The sequence below is a fragment of the Zestomonas insulae genome (assembly GCF_016901015.1).
In the GTDB taxonomy this organism is placed as follows: domain Bacteria; phylum Pseudomonadota; class Gammaproteobacteria; order Pseudomonadales; family Pseudomonadaceae; genus Aquipseudomonas; species Aquipseudomonas insulae.
The window spans coordinates 619,323-634,163 of sequence record NZ_JAFEUP010000002.1; the positions used below are offsets into that span (position 1 = coordinate 619,323).

Below are 14,841 nucleotides of genomic sequence, written 5' to 3' on the forward strand. Positions count from 1 at the left end.
CCGGCGCGCTGGTCTAGGCTATTAGCGCAATGGAGATCTCTGCAGGACAGGAGCAGCGTCGTGAGCCGGTTCATTCTCGTCGACAGTTATCCAATCATTCGCCGATCCATGCGCATCAAGCTGGAGGGGGCAGGGCACGAGATAGTGGGCGAGGCCGACAACGGCCGCGACGCTCTGCGGCTGTGCCGCGAGACCGCCGCCGACCTGATCCTGCTTGACCTGGCCATTCCGCAGCTGGGCGGCCTGGAGCTGATCCGCCGGGTGAAGAAGCTCAATCAGGCGCTGAAGATCCTCGTCTACAGCGACGGCGATGTCGGCTATATGGCGGCGCGCTGCATGCAGGCGGGTGCCGATGGCTTTGTCAGCAAGCGCACCGAGCCGGATGAGCTGTCCACCGCCTTGCACGCGCTGTTGCAGGGACGCACCTACTTCCCCCGCGAAGCCTTGCTGGAGCTCGATGGACATGTCGACTCGTCCGGCGAGGGCGATCGGCAGCAGCTTTCGCCGCGCGAGTTCAGCGTGCTGCAGCACCTGGTCAACGGCCTGTCCAACCTGGCGATCGCCGAACAGATGGCCATCAGTTTCAAGACGGTGAGCACCTACAAGGTGCGCCTGCTGCAAAAGCTGCACGCCAGCTCGGTGGTCGAACTGGCCGATATTGCCCGCCGCCAGGGCCTGCTGGCTGACCATGGTGAGCCAGCCGCGCCGCGGGAGTCGTCGGCCGGCGACAGCCTGCTGCAACAGATCCTCGATGTGATGCCATTTCGCACCTACGTCTGCGATCTGGACGGCAATGTGCTGTTCTGCAATCAGGCGTTCTGCGAGTTCACCGGGCTGAGTCTGGAAATGATGCGCGGTCGGCACATCGCCGATGTCGGCATGATCAGTGAGGACCGCAAGTCGCTGAGCAAGGAGCGCTACCTGGAGGTTCTCCGCCGCGCGGAGCCCTACATGCTGGATTTACGCCTCGACGTGCGCGGCGAGTCGCTCATGGCTCAGCACTGGGGCGTGCCCTACCGCGACGCCAATGGTCAGCTGCTGGGCATGATCTGCGGTGGCGTGGATGTCACCGAGCGCGAAGTGCAATTGCGGGAACTCAGTGACGCGCGCCAGCAGGCCGAGGCGGGTAATCGGGCCAAGACCAATTTTCTCGAGCGGCTGGGTTCGATCCTCTACGTGCCGCTGGGTGCGCTGGGCAACAACCTGCGCCAGCTGCATGGCGAGGCCTCGCTCAGCGAGCGCGGCCAGGCGTCGCTGGAGCGCGCGGAGGCGATTACCCAGGGGCTGCTGCGGCTGAGCACCGACCTTGGCGATCTGGTCAGCCTCGAGCGCGGTCGCTTGAATCTCGAGCCGAAGGCTACCGACGTCGGCGCGTTGGTCGGCGCGTGCGTGCAGGAGTTCGAAGCTGAAGCGCAGCGGCGCGGACTGGCCTTGCACTTCGATGCCGCGGCCGTGAAGATTGCCGGGGTGTGGCTGGACGCGCGACGTTTCACCCAGATTCTCCGCAAACTGCTCGGCAACGCGCTGAAGTACACGCCGCAGGGCCAGGTCAGCGTGGCGCTGCGCAGCGAGTCGCTGGGCAAGGCGCAAGTCGAGCTGACCCTGGAAGTGATCGATAGTGGGGTGGGGATTGCTGCAGAGGACCAGTCGCTGCTGTTCGAACCCTTTAGCCTGATTCCCGATCAGGCCGGCATTGCGCGCGGCGATACCGGGCTGGGTCTGGCGCTCTGTCGCCGTCTGGCCGAGGCCATGGGGGGCAGCCTGGAGCTGCACAGCGAACTGGGTGCCGGTACGCGGGCGGTGGTGCGGATCGTCGCCGCTGAAGCGACCCTGTGAAATACGCCGACGGCCGCAGCCCAACAAACCTTTGTTGAACGGCGGCCGCCTGGCCCTGGCTCAGAATTTGATCTTGATGCCGAGCATTCCTTCGTAGCTGCGGCTGTCGCCATCGAAGGCCTTCTGGTAACCGACCGAGCCGGTAAACGTGGTGCGGGCGCTGTGCTCATAGTCGACGCCCAGGTTGATCTCGCCCCAGGTGCCGCTCATGTCCACGCCAAAGGGAATGTAACCATCGGCCGAGGAGAACTCGGTCTTCGGCTTGCCCTTGAACTCGTGCCACACGCTTGGGCGTACCCAGCCATTGGTGCGATGGATTGCGCCTTTGTCGTCGGTGCGGAACCAGTCGCGGTCGATGCGTACGCCGAGGCGGCCGATCAGCGAGTCGACGTCGTCGAAGCGCACGTCGGCTGCGTCGTCATGGGTGTCCTGCAGCTTGATGCGGGTGAAGATCACCTGGGCCTGCGGCTCGATGTAGATCTCCTTCTCCTGGTTCAACACGAACGGCTTGCCGGCTTCCAGCGAGGCGGTCACGCCATTGCCGTGGGTTTTCACCTTGTTGACGCTGTCCGGGTTGGCGGTGGCGCTGAAGTGGTGGAACTGCAGCACGCCGTCCAGATACCAGCCGCTCGGGCCGAAGTGCGTCCAGTAACCGCCGAGGCTGTAGCCGCGCAGTGCGTCGTCGCCGGCGTAGGCGCCGTTGGTGTGCTTGATGGCGCCGTCGACCTTGCCCATGCCCAGCGACAGGCCGGCCTGGTTGGTGCTGCCGTCGGTGTCTTCGCTGCGGTACAGGTCGACCCCGACCTGGAAGGCACGCAGGTCGTAGTCATAGTCCGAGCTGCCACGGGAGTCCTTGCCGGTGCGGTAGATCAGCCGGCCCCAGCCCAGCGACGGACCGAATTCACTGTCGTCCTCGTCGAGCAACGGGTCGACCGTGGCGCGCCGACGCTCTTCGCCGACCCGTTCGTGCAGGGTGTCGACCATGGCGCGGCTGTAGAGCAGGGCCTGGGTCGGGATGCCGCTGTACAGCGAGGTTTCCGGGCGGTAGTTGGGTACTTGCGGAACCGGCTCGCTCGGCGATTTACGTTCGGCTGGATCAGTCGGATCGCTCGGATCAGTCGGGTCCACGGGCGTCGCATCCTGGGTCGAGCGCAGGTACCAGGCTTCGCCGTTGCTGTCGTCCAGGCTCGAGCGGTGCAGGGTGTACTCGTACGGGCCGGCAATCACGCGGTTGAGCAGGCGGAATGCGTTGCTCTCGGTGGTGCCGCCGTTCAGCGCATCGACCACCTTGATGCCGTTGCCGGTGGTCAGCGCACCGGCGCCGCCAGCGTTTTTGATCATCAGGTTGCTGCTGCCGGTGGCTTGGCCGCCGTCGATCACCAGCAGGTCCGAGGGCGAGGCGTCGTTGTACAGGTAGGTGTTCAGGGCGATGGTGCCGTTGGCGCCGTGGTAGTCGTTGACCGTCAGGTTCTTGAACTGGCCGGCCACTGGCGCACTGAAGTTGATCAGGCTGCTGTCGTTGCTCAAGCGGCTGAGGTTCGAATTGCCGGTCAGCTGCCAGATGCTGGTGTCGTGCATGCGCACGTCCGAACTGCTGCCGGTGGCGGTGCGTGCCGAGCCGGTGACCAGCGAGTTGCCGAGATCGATGCTGGCCTTGCCGTCACTGGCGAACGACTGACCGACGCCTTGCCACTGGCCGGTGCCCATGTCCGGAATGCTGGTGCCGCTGCTCGCCACCGCACGGTCGACGTTCAGCCACTGGCCGCTGCCGCCGACGATGGTGTTGTTCAGGGCGATATCGGCGACGCCGGCGACGGCGATAGTGGCGCCGTCGCGGTTGTTGAGCACGCCGCGATCGAGATTCACCGTGCCTTTCAGCGCGTCGGTGCCTTGCGCATAGAGCGCAGCGGCCTGATCGCCGTTGGCGTGGACAACCACGTCGCCGCCGGTAACGCTGCCACCGTTCTTCGCCACCACGCCGTGGCCGGCGTCGCCGCTGGTGCTGATGCCGACGACGTCGAGATTCATGGTCGCCGTGTTGTTGGCCATGGCGCCCAGAGCGCCGAGGCCGGAAGTGCTCACCACGCTGTCCTTGGCGGTCAGCGCGGCGCCGGACTCCGACTGCAGACCATGCGATTGCACGCCATGGGTGAGGATGCTCGAGTTGCGCAGGTCCAGCGTCGCCGTATCAGCCTTGTACTGGCGGCTGGTGAGCGCGCCGGCAGCGTAATCGCCGAGCGTTTCGACCGTCAGGTTGTCGCCGGTAAAGCTGACGCTGCCGGGTTTGGCCGAACCGATACCGGCGTACAGGCCACGTGAATACTGCCCTTCGGTTTTCACCGAGAGATTCTTGAGGATCATGCTGCCGCCATCGTCGACGGCCGCACCGTAGGCTTGCGAGCCCCTGGTCAGCAGACTGGTGCCGTCGGCGATCAGCAGTGCGCCCGGATTGCGCGAGGCCAGGGCATGCGGGAAGGTCAGGTTGCCCGGGGTCGGCGAGCCATTGCCGGTGGTAGTCACCGAACCGCCGTTAAGGATGATGATCGCGTTGTCATTGGCCACTACGCCCATGGCGTTGTCGTTGCCATGGGTGGTGACGGTGACGTTGTTGGCGGTGACCGTCGCAGTACCGGCACTGATCCCCGCCGAATAGTTGCCGTCGGTGGTGATCGAGCCGTAGTTAATGGTCGCCACGGCGTCTTTAGTGGCTTGCAGACCGTGGCTGGAGCCCGGGGTTGTATGCACATCGCTGTCGTTCAACGCCACGTTGGAGCCGGCGCCCTCGACGAGCACGCCTGGGGCGAACGGGCCGACAGCGCCCGGAGCTGCGGTGACGCTGATGCTACTGCCGGAGACTTTGGCACTGGCTCCGCCGGTGACGTTCAACCCGATCGAGCGATTGCCGCCGACGCCGATCGTGGAGCGCTTAACGTCGGCATGCGAACCGGCGCCCTCCACCGAGATGCCGTGGCCGTACAGGCCTTCGTTGCTGAGCAGGCTGTTGTCGATCAGCAGGCTGGCGCCGGTCATGGCGCGTGCCGCGGCGGCGGGGTTGGCGACGCTGCCGCCACCGCGCACGGTTATGTTGCTGTCCTTCAACTGCACTTGGCTGCCTGCGTCCTCGGCGCGGGCGCCGCCGACGTTGGCGCCGCTGCTAGTCACGCTCAACCGAGTGCCATCGATGACCGCGCCGCTCTGGGCGTGCAGGGCCGCGGTGGTGGCGGTGGAGCTGGCGCCGGCAGTGACTGCTACGGAGCTGTCGCTCAGGTTGATCCGCGCGCCATCTTCGGCGCGCGCCGCGCTGGCGCTGGCGGCGCCGATCTGCAGATCGACGTGGTCGGCATTGATGGTGCTGCCCGCGCCGCCGGCCAGCAGGCCATGACTGAGGCTCAGTGTCTTTTCCCCATCGACCGGTGAGGCTGTGGAGATCCCGGCACCGCTGGTGCTTACCGCGGTGTCACTCAGGTTGATGGTAGCGCCGTTGCGTGCCCAGGCACCGACCGAGCCTTTGCCGGTGGTGGTGAGTGAGCCGCCTTTCAGGTCGACTTGGCTGGCTGTGCCATCGGCCATTACCGCATGGCCGTTACCGCCGGCAGTGGAGACATTGGCGTCGGTCAGCTCGACCGCGGCGCCGGCGTCGACCCGCACGCCATAGGCCGAAGCGCCGCTGGTGGTGACCGAGATCGTGTTGCCGCTGAGCTGGCTGCCGACGCCGCTCACCACCACGCCATGGCTGCCGGCGGTGGTGGCGCTGCGCGCACCGCTGGTGGTGATGCTGGTTCCCTCGCTGAGGGTGGCGGTAGCGCCGTTGTTGACTGTGACGGCAGGCGCGCCCCAGGACGAGGTGCTGACCGAGCCGCCGTGCATGTCCAGCTCGGAACCGGAGCCGGTAATCACCACGCCGCGGTTGTTGTTGCCCTTGGCAAGGCCGCCGATCACCACATCGGTGTCGCGTAGCTGCAGTTTGCCGCCGGATTCGACCAGTACGCCGGTCAGGTCGCTGGCTGTGCAGACCACACCGACCACCGTTTTCGGTTCGAGGATCACCAGGCTGCCGATGGCGCCGAGTTGGCCGCCGTCGTGCACATGCAGGCCGATCTGGTCTTTGGCCTGGGCGGCATTGATGGCGCTGCTCTCGACGCGACCGGTGTCGAACTGGATGACTGTGCCGGCACCGGCGTCAATGCCGGTGGTGCGCGTGGCGGCTTGCTTGATGGTCTCGCCGCTGTGGCTGCCGGAGGTGCTGATGCCGGCGTCGCCGGCGGTGGTCACGGTGGTGTCGGCGAGGACACCACCGCTGAGCATGCCAGCCAGGACCAGGCTGATGGCCTGGGCGAGGTGGTTGCGGTGCATCTGCTGGAGCAAGGTCAACTGAAGCGAGGCGGTCTTTTTCATGACGGCTCTCCGTTTAAGGGGGTTGCCATCAGTCTCAAGAGTTGCCGGGGGCGATTCTGTAGGACTACTCCGGGCTGTATGTAGGAGTTGTCCGAAAGCGGGGGTGGGGGGAGGGATGTTCAGGCACGCGCCGGCCGCCAGCGAAGCCGCTAAGGCGCGTGCCGGATCGTGATGCAGGAGCGAGGGAATGCCAGGCGACGCTGCGAGGCGTCGCTGGGCGGAGTGTTTCAACGCAGATCGGGACGCCCCCCATGGCCGCTTGGACTGCGGCCTGAGGTGGCCTTGCAGAGGTTCAGCAGTCGCTTGACGGCTACTGGCTGGATGTCGCGCGGGTGCTACCAGTCTTGCGCGGCGAAGCGGGCGATGCCGGGAATTCGTTGCAGGGTGTCGAATAGATCATCCTGGCTCAGCGGCAGGGGGATGATCGCCAGCAGCGGCAGCTTGCGCGCCAGCGCGGCACGCATCAGCGCCTTGCGTTGGTGGGCGCTGTAGTTGCCCATCAAGGCCACATGGTCGGCCCGCCCCTTGTGATAGAGCGCCTCGAGGTTGAGCAGGTCGCTGAACGGGTCTTCATCCTGACGCACCAGCGCCAGGTCGTAGCCCAGGCTGCTGTGGGCCGCATGATGCTGCGCGTCCTCGACCGAGTCGCAGATTTGCAGGGAATAGACCCCCAGTTCATTGGCCTTGACCTGGGCGTCATGGCTGATGAACGGGTTGTTCTCGATGATCAGAAGTCTCATGGCAGTGCCTCCAGGGCGTGCACGCAAATTGCTGGAGGTACTGTGGCGCAGATGGGGCCGGCGTCTCTGTAGGATTAATCCGAGTCGCTTGTAGGAATCTTCTGAGTTTGCCTCAGCGGAGACGCCAATCCGGTTGAACTCCGGGCCCGTAATGGCGGCCATAAAAAAGCCCCGACGGTTGGCCGGGGCTTTTCGTGCTGCGCTCAACTACCAGAGGTAGCGCACGCCGAGGTTGACTGCCCAGGGCTCCTCGACCTGGCCGCCCTTGGCATGTTCCAGATCCAGCGAGACCTTGGTCTTCTCGCTGACTTGCAAGATGCCGCCGATCCCGACTTCAGTACGCGAGCCGGCGACTCGGTTGTCCAGCTCGTAGCCGTTGACCTTGACCGTGCTGTCGCCCTTGAACTCATGCACGTAGGACGCCTTGACGTAGGGTTGCGCTGCCATGCCGCTATCGAGCTTGAGGGTTTTGCCGAACAGCGCGCCGACCCGGCCTTGCAGCGAGTCTGCATCGCTGGCATCGACCTCCAGGCCGTTGCTGGCGGTGTAGTTGGCGCCGTCGGTGTGGGTGTAGGTCAGTTCGGCTTGCGGCTCGACGAACCAGCCATCCTTCAGCTTGATGTGTTTGCCGGCTTCGACGTCGACGCCGTAGCCGTCGGTGTCATACGAGCCTTTGACCTGTTCGCCGGTGTTGGCCAGGGTCTTCACCTGGTTGTTCATGCGGTTGTACTTGGCCACGCTGTCGAGGTAGTAACCGTCGTCATCCAGCCAGGTGGCGTAGGCGCCGATCAGTTTGCTGTCGATTTCGCCGCGGCTGCCGTCGCCGTAGTCCTGCGTGGACTTGGCCGCGCCGACCATGCCGCCGACATAGAGCTTGCCGTTGTCCAGCGGGATGGCGGTGTCGGCACCGATTTCCATGCCGTGCACGTCCTGGTCGAAACCGCGGCTGCTGCCGTTGTCGACCACGAAGGTCTTGCCGATGCCGCGTGCCCACACGCCGCCGTTGTCCTCACCCAGGCGCAGTTCGCCGAGGCGTTTGACCAGGGCGTTCATCTCGGCATTCCACAGGGTAGCGGTGGCCGACTGGTTGCCGAGGGCGGCGTTGGCGCCGTCGGAGAGGGTTTCCGGGCGGGGGTCGATATGTGGCGGCTGGATCGGATCGACGGGGTTCACTGGGTTCACCGGGTCGACAGGATTCACCGGATCAACCGGCACCAGCGCGGTATTGCGCAGGAACCAATCGTCGCCCTGCTGCTCCAGGCTGTAGCGGAACGCGCCGGCGTCCACGTAAGGGCGGCCGGCGAGGGCGAAACTGCCGTCACCGCCGTTGGCGTCGACGAGCATGAGCTGACCATTGGCGGCACCCGGCTCGCGTCCGGAGTCGGCGACGAACAGGCTGTGGTCGCCACTGGTATTGCCGAGGACTTTCAGCAGGTCGCCCTGTTCGCTGGCCAGGTCGGTATTCATGGCGAACGTGCCGCTGCCGCTCAGGTCGCCCTCGACGGTGAGGGTCTTGAACGCAGCGCCGGGCTGGAAGGCCACAGTGCCTTGGGTGGCCAGGTTGGCGACGTTGGAGTCGCCGGTCATGTTCCAGCGGCTGCTGGCGTCGATGGCCATGGCGTCGATGTTGGTGCCCTGACCGGTCCACTGGGCGACGTTTTGCAGGGTGACGTTGGCGGTGGAGGTGAACGAGCGGTAAATCGGCTCCCCGTTAGAGTCCCAGCCAACGTACTGATCGGCTTGTATACGGTCGCTGACGATATTGCCCTGCAAGTCGCTGGCATCGACGGTCAGATTGACCTCGGACTGCTCTTCCACTTCCAGGAGGTTGCCGTTGCCGCCGCTTAGCGTCGAGCCGTTGGCGACCAGCACATCGGCCTTGGCGAATTGCGTGGCGAGCAGCGCGGCACCGGTTTCGCCGGTGACGCTGCTGGCGTCCAGGCTGACGCGCAAGCTGTCATCGACTGCCTGGTTGCGGAAACGCATCTGAATCCCGGCGTTCTGACCGACGATGCTGCTGCCATTGAGGGCTTCTAGTTGCGTGTCCTCTATCAGAACAGCGCCTATCGCTTGGTCGGCATTGGCGGTGGCGTGCGCTTCGACGCGGCTGTTATCCAGGGTCAGAAGCGAATTGCCGCTTGCATGGATCCCCCAGCTCTCGCTGCCTTCGCTGTGATTGAGGGTGTGGATCTCGCTGTCCTTGACGGTGGTGACCAGGTTTGGCGTTTCGGCCGGCAGCGCGGTGTTGTGCGTTACGCCCTGCAGGAGGAGGCCGACCACGCCGCGGCTGTTGGGCTGGTTTTCGACATCGATCTGGACATTCTCGACGTTCAGGCGGGTCTGTTGACTGTCGCTAGGGCCGGCAAGGGTAAGGATGCCGCGGAGGCTGGCGTCGATTTGGCCGCCCTGCATGTCAAAGTTTGCGCCGTAGAGTACGGTCGCGCCCTGCGCACCTTGCAGATGCGTATCGGTTAAGACTGCGCTGGCGTTACTGCCCTCCAGATTCACGGTGCTTGCGACGGTTGAGTCGCTGACCTGCAGATGCCCGTCTTGGGTCACGTTGATAGGCGAGTAGGCGTCGATGTGGCTGTTGGACAGCATGACCATGGCATGGTCGCCAACCGTGATTGATTTGTTGCCGTAAAGATTGGCTGTACCGGTGATGGTGATGTTGTCAGCAGTCACCTGCGTGCCCATGCCGCTGGCGTTGATCGCTTTGCCGTTGGCGCCGGAGAAGATGAAGCTGGTGTCGGAGATCGACCGCTGCGCTCCGCTCGTGGCACTGATGCCGGTGCCACCACCGCTGACGTAGATCGGCGGATTGGCGCCGAGCCGACCCCGCATCAGCGGCGCTGCCGCCTGCGGGCCGAGATCCAGGCTGGCCTGTGACGGCAGGTTCTGCTCGTCGGGATCGGCGCTGACCACCGCCTCGTCGGCTTCCGCCTCGGCGACACGCAGGGTGACCAGACTGGCCAGCAGCAGGCTGGTGGCCTGGGCCAGTTGGTTGCTACGGAATCTTTCCAACAGGGTAGTGGGAGCTTTGTTTTTCATGATCGAGACACCAGTAAGGTTTCGTTGCTGTCAGTCTCGGCATTTGGGCCTGGCGGTTCTGTCAGATCACTCCGGAACGGTTGTAGGAGTACTCCGAAGTGCCAGGCAGGCGTCGGTATCTCTGCCGCGGTGTATGTGCTGCGGGGAGAGCTGCGACAAAAAAAAGGCCCCGGGGATCAGCCGGGGCTTGTTCACCACCACGCTAAGACGAGCGTTACCAGCTGTACTTGACGCCGATCTGCGCCTCGCCCGCGGTGTACTCATGGTCTCCCGATTCAATACCCACGCTGCCCCATAGGCTCACCGCCTTGGTCACGTTGCCCTGCAGGCCAATCTTGCCTTCCAGCCAGTTGGTTGGCAGGCCGTCGCGCACGACGATGTCGTCGAACGTCACCGTCTGCGATCCCGGGCCATGCCACCAGTTCACTTCTGCGAACGGGCGGATCTGCTTCATGTCTGTGTCATCGAGCGCGAGACCATGCAGGCGCACGCCCAGGCGCGTCGTCACGCTCGTATCCGCCTGGCCCGATACGACCGTGCCGTTGCGTTCTGTGTGGTTGTCCGCGTGGAACTTCGACACGATCACCTGGCCTTGCGGCTCGAGGTACATCCTCATGCTCTCGGTTTCATGGATCGGGAGCGAGTAGCCGGTTTCCAGCGACGTCGCCAGGTTGTTCGATTGGTAGCGTTCAGTGGGCAGCCCCTGGCCGCTCACCTTGTTGTCGAACTTGCCGTACATCACCCAGCTGTCCGCATACGGGCCCGACTGAATGTCGCGGTGACCATACCAGGTGGCATAGGCCCCTAGGCTGTAACCGTCCACGGTGCCGCGCGAGCTGAGGGCGCCGTTGTCGGCCCGGTTGCTGCTCCGACCGTAGGCGCCCATCGCACCGACGCGGATGCTGCCTTCGCCACCGTCGCTGAAGCGCAGGATATCGCTGCCCAGATGCACCATGGACTGCGTGTCGCTGGCGCTCAGTGCGCCTTCGCGACTGCTGGTTTTCCCCACCACGCGTATCCAGGCATTAGCGTCGCTGGACTCCTGCAGATTCTTGCCCACCAGGCCGGGAGCCTGGCTCTGGCGCTCGTGCAGCGTATGAAACTGCATGGTGCTGGCCGCCAGTTTGTTGTTGAGGTAGGAGCCCACTTCCGGACGGAAGCTCGGGGTCGGGGTCGGGCAGAGTGCTGGGCTGCTGGTGCAGTCATCGGTTGGCTGGTCGGCTCCTTGCGAGACCAGGTACCAGTCGTCGGCCACGCCGCCGTTGCCCCCGCGCGCCAGGCGGTAGTCATAGGGACCGGCTGCGAGCGAACCTACGCCCTGGCGGTAGCCGTCGGAGGTCGCATCCAGCGCGAAGGCGCTTGCGTCGGTGGTGCCGCCATTGCGCGTTTCGACCACGCGGATGCCGTGCGTAGTCTGCGCACCTTCACCACCGGCGTGCTTGACCACCAGCCCGGTGTTGCCAGACGCCCGGCCGCCATCGATCAGCAGCTTATCGGTGGACGAGGTGTCCCCACCCATGACGGTGTTGATCACCACCTTGCCGTCATTGCCCACGTAGTCGCCCATGACCACCAGTACGTTGCCCACCTCGCTACCCGCCAGGTTCACTGTGCCGCTGTTGAGCATGCCGTTGCCCAGGGTGAAAGTACCTGCCGGATCGGCGCTGTGGCCCGCCAGCGCGTTCAGTGCCGCCACCGTGCCGGCGTTCGCCACCTGGCCGCTCACCGTGCCCAGGCCCGCCAGTGTCGCGCCTTGCGCCACGCGGACTTCACCGGCACCCGCAGCGCCCAGGGTGACGTTCGGCCGAGTGGTATCGCCGACGATCAGGGTGCCCGCATCCACCGCCGACTTGCCGGTGTAGCTCAGCGCATCGCCCGCTGTCAGCGTGCCATTGCCCTGCTTGATCAGGTCACCGCTACCGGAAACCGCATTACCCAGCGTCCAGTCGGTCGTGGCGTTCACCACCAGCGTGCCCGCGTCAGCCACCTTGGCTTGGCCCAGGTGCTTGGCTTCCGCGACGGTCAGCGTGGTGCCGGCGGCCGTGGCGAACTGGCCCTCGAAGGCGTCGTTGTCGCCGGTCACGGTCACGTTCGCACCGTTGACGAGATTCACTTCACCCATGCCGCTGAGCGCGTTGGCCAGTGTGCCGCTGGCGCCATCGAGCTCCAGCGTGCCTTCGTCTGCGATGGCGCCCGTGCCCAGACCCAGGGTGTCGTTCAGCCGTGCGCTCGCCCCGGCGGCAATGCTGGTGCTGGCCGAAAGGGCGGCGTTGGGGCCCTGCACGTCCAGGACGCCGCCATTCAGGTTGAACTGGCCCGAACCGCTCAGACTGCCCGCGGAGGTGCCGCCACTGGCGATAGTCAGCGCACCGCCATCGATGTTCAGGGTCGAACCCGCCTGACCATCGAGTTGCTGGATGGTTTGCGTCGTGCCGTTCAGGCCTACCGCTGCTGTGCTGGCGATGTGCAGCGTATCGGTCTGGCCCAGCGCATGGTCCGCGTCAGTGCGCAGCATGCCCGTCGTGACCGTGGTGTCGCCGGAGTAGTCGTTGCTGGTATTCGACAGCGACACCAGACCCGCGCCGGCATCGATCGCCAGATTGCCGCTGCCGGTGATCTTCGCCGACATGTCGGCCGCGGCACCGGTGGCGCCGGTATCTTCAGCCAGCGTCAGGCTCTGGCCGGCCTGCAGGTCCAGCTGCTTCAGGCCGTAGTTGACGTACAGGCCGTCGCCCGGCGCGGTGCTCAGGCGATAGTCGTAAGTGGCCTTGGCCACCGTGTCGCCGCCCTGGGCAATGTCCACCAACCGTGCGTCCGAGACCGCGTGGCCATCCTGGTCGACCAGGACGATGGCGCCAGCCGTGCCTATGGTGCTTGCGGCGTTTACCAGCTGCGTCCCGATGTTCGCGTCGTCCTGCACCAGCAGATTGCGCGCGTTAGGCGTGTCCGGTGCGCTTGGCACATAGGGTTGCGGCACGGTAATGCTGACTGTACCAGTGCCGATGGTGTCCAGCGTGTTGGTCGTGATGGTGCTCGAGGCTAGCTGCTGGTCCGGCAATCTGGCATTGAACTTCACCGTGCCACCGTTGAACGTCAGGCCACCGATCTGCTGTTCGCCATCGCCCACCGTCGTCACGTTGCCGCTGTCGGTACGCAGCGTCGCATGGGTCAGCGCCGTGGTATTGCTTCCCGACAGGTCGAAGGTATTGTCAGACAGCGCCACCGTACCGCTGAAGCCGCTTCCGGCCCCGGTGGTGAAGGAGAACGCCTGGTTGCCATTGGACGCATTCAGCACGCCTGATCCGGTCAGGGCGTTGCTGAACGTGAACGCTCCCGTGGTATGGGCGTCGAGAGTGGCGCCTGCGGCGAGGTGGACCCCACCTGAGCCCAGGTTATTCATGCTGTCGATCGCCGAGTTGGCCACGGCAAGCGTGCCATTGTGGATCGCTGTCCCGCCGGTGTAGGTGTTGGTGCCGGTCAGCATGGTCGTGCCGGTGCCGAGCTGCTGGACCGCGCCGGAGCCGGAAATCGCGCCGCCAACCGTCATCGTGTTCGAGCGCTTGAACGCCAGCGTGCCGTTGTTCGTCACGTTGCCGACGATCGAGCCGGTGGTACCGCCATTGCCAAGCTGCAGGGTGCCCGCCGAGATATGCGTGCCACCGGTATAGCTGTTGTCGCCCGTCAGAACCGTGGTGCCGCTGTAGGTTGCGAGCTTGCCCGGGCCGGTGATGACCGGTGTGAATGCGTAACTGCCGCTGTTGTCCGTGTGGTTGAAAACCAGCGAGCCGGCGTCACCCAGCGTCAGGGTCGGGGTTGGACCAGTCAGGATCAGCTTGCCCGGCGCCGCCGCAGGGGCCGTTGCCGCCGCGCCGATGTTGATGACGCCCCGCGAACCGCTGTTGGCGGCGACCGTGGCGCTCACCGCACTCGCGGTACCGTCGTTGGAAAGGGTCAGCGCGCCGTTGCCGAGGTTACCCACCGTGAGGGTGCTGGAATTGGTCCATGCGGAGCCGGCTCCATCGACCGTGACCGCCCCCCGACCGTTCGCAGTGGAACCGATCATGCCGGCGGTATCGGAAACGCTCCCACTGTTCGTAATGTTCAGCGTGCCGATGCCAGATGTGCCCACGGACAGGTCGCTGCTGTTGTTCCAGCGCGACCCCGGGCCATTCACCGACACCGTGCCGGTGCCGGCGGTTTCATAGCCAACATATCCCTGGGTGTTCGACACCACTCCGCCGTCGGTAATCTCGAGCGTGCCATTACCCGTCTGGCCGACGCGCAGCAGCCCATTGGTATTCCACTGGGAGTCCACGCCACTCACCGTCGCCAGGCCAATGCTGTTGAGTGAAACGCCAATGTAGCTGTTGGTCGTACTGGTCACGTGGCCGCCGTCGAGGATCGCCAGCGTCCCGTTACCGTCGAAGCCCACGGACAGCCCTGGACCACTGGTGAACTCCGATCCTGCTCCGCTCACCGTCACCATGCCGGTGCCGCTGATACGGCGGCCGATAAAGCCCGAGCCACTCGATACGCTGCCGCCGCTGGTGATGATTAGCGTGCCGCTGCTCGTATCGCCCACCGTCAGGGAATCCGGGAAACTCCACGGCGTACTGTGCGAGCCCGGTACGGTGACGATCTGCCCGGCATTGATGGTTGCCGCGTGCGAAAGCGTTGTGCCGAACACCACCAGCAAGGTGGCGCCTGACAGCGCCACGGCTTGGGCCAGTTTGTTGCGTCGGAACTGTTCCAGCGGGGTGCTTTTCATGATTGAGACACCAGCAAGGTTTCGTTGCTGACAGTCTCGGCAAGCGGGTCT

At 65.0% G+C, this 14,841-nt stretch carries 5 protein-coding genes; 1 reads left to right on the forward strand and 4 read right to left on the reverse strand.

The window, feature by feature from the left end; genetic code table 11:
- Positions 1 to 60 precede the first annotated feature (60 nt).
- Positions 61 to 1,836 (forward strand): ATP-binding protein, encoded by a 1,776-nt coding sequence (locus JQX08_RS08595; RefSeq protein WP_205347954.1) that lies wholly within the window; start codon positions 61 to 63, stop codon positions 1,834 to 1,836.
- 60 nt (positions 1,837 to 1,896) lie between these two features.
- Here the strand turns inward: JQX08_RS08595 and JQX08_RS08600 are convergent, their stop codons facing one another.
- From JQX08_RS08600 to JQX08_RS08615, 4 genes are all read right to left on the reverse strand, one after another.
- A complete protein-coding gene (locus tag JQX08_RS08600; RefSeq protein ID WP_205347955.1) occupies positions 1,897 to 6,231 on the reverse strand; it encodes an autotransporter outer membrane beta-barrel domain-containing protein in 4,335 nt (1,444 codons plus the stop codon).
- Positions 6,232 to 6,566: 335 nt separating this feature from the next.
- Positions 6,567 to 6,971, reverse strand: a complete 405-nt coding sequence (locus tag JQX08_RS08605) for a hypothetical protein (RefSeq protein WP_205347956.1) — start codon at positions 6,969 to 6,971, stop codon at positions 6,567 to 6,569.
- Between the two features lie 207 nt (positions 6,972 to 7,178).
- A complete protein-coding gene (locus JQX08_RS08610; protein ID WP_205347957.1) occupies positions 7,179 to 10,022 on the reverse strand; it encodes an autotransporter outer membrane beta-barrel domain-containing protein in 2,844 nt (947 codons plus the stop codon).
- A gap of 214 nt (positions 10,023 to 10,236) precedes the next feature.
- A complete protein-coding gene (locus tag JQX08_RS08615; protein WP_205347958.1) occupies positions 10,237 to 14,790 on the reverse strand; it encodes an autotransporter outer membrane beta-barrel domain-containing protein in 4,554 nt (1,517 codons plus the stop codon).
- Positions 14,791 to 14,841: the final 51 nt, after the last annotated feature.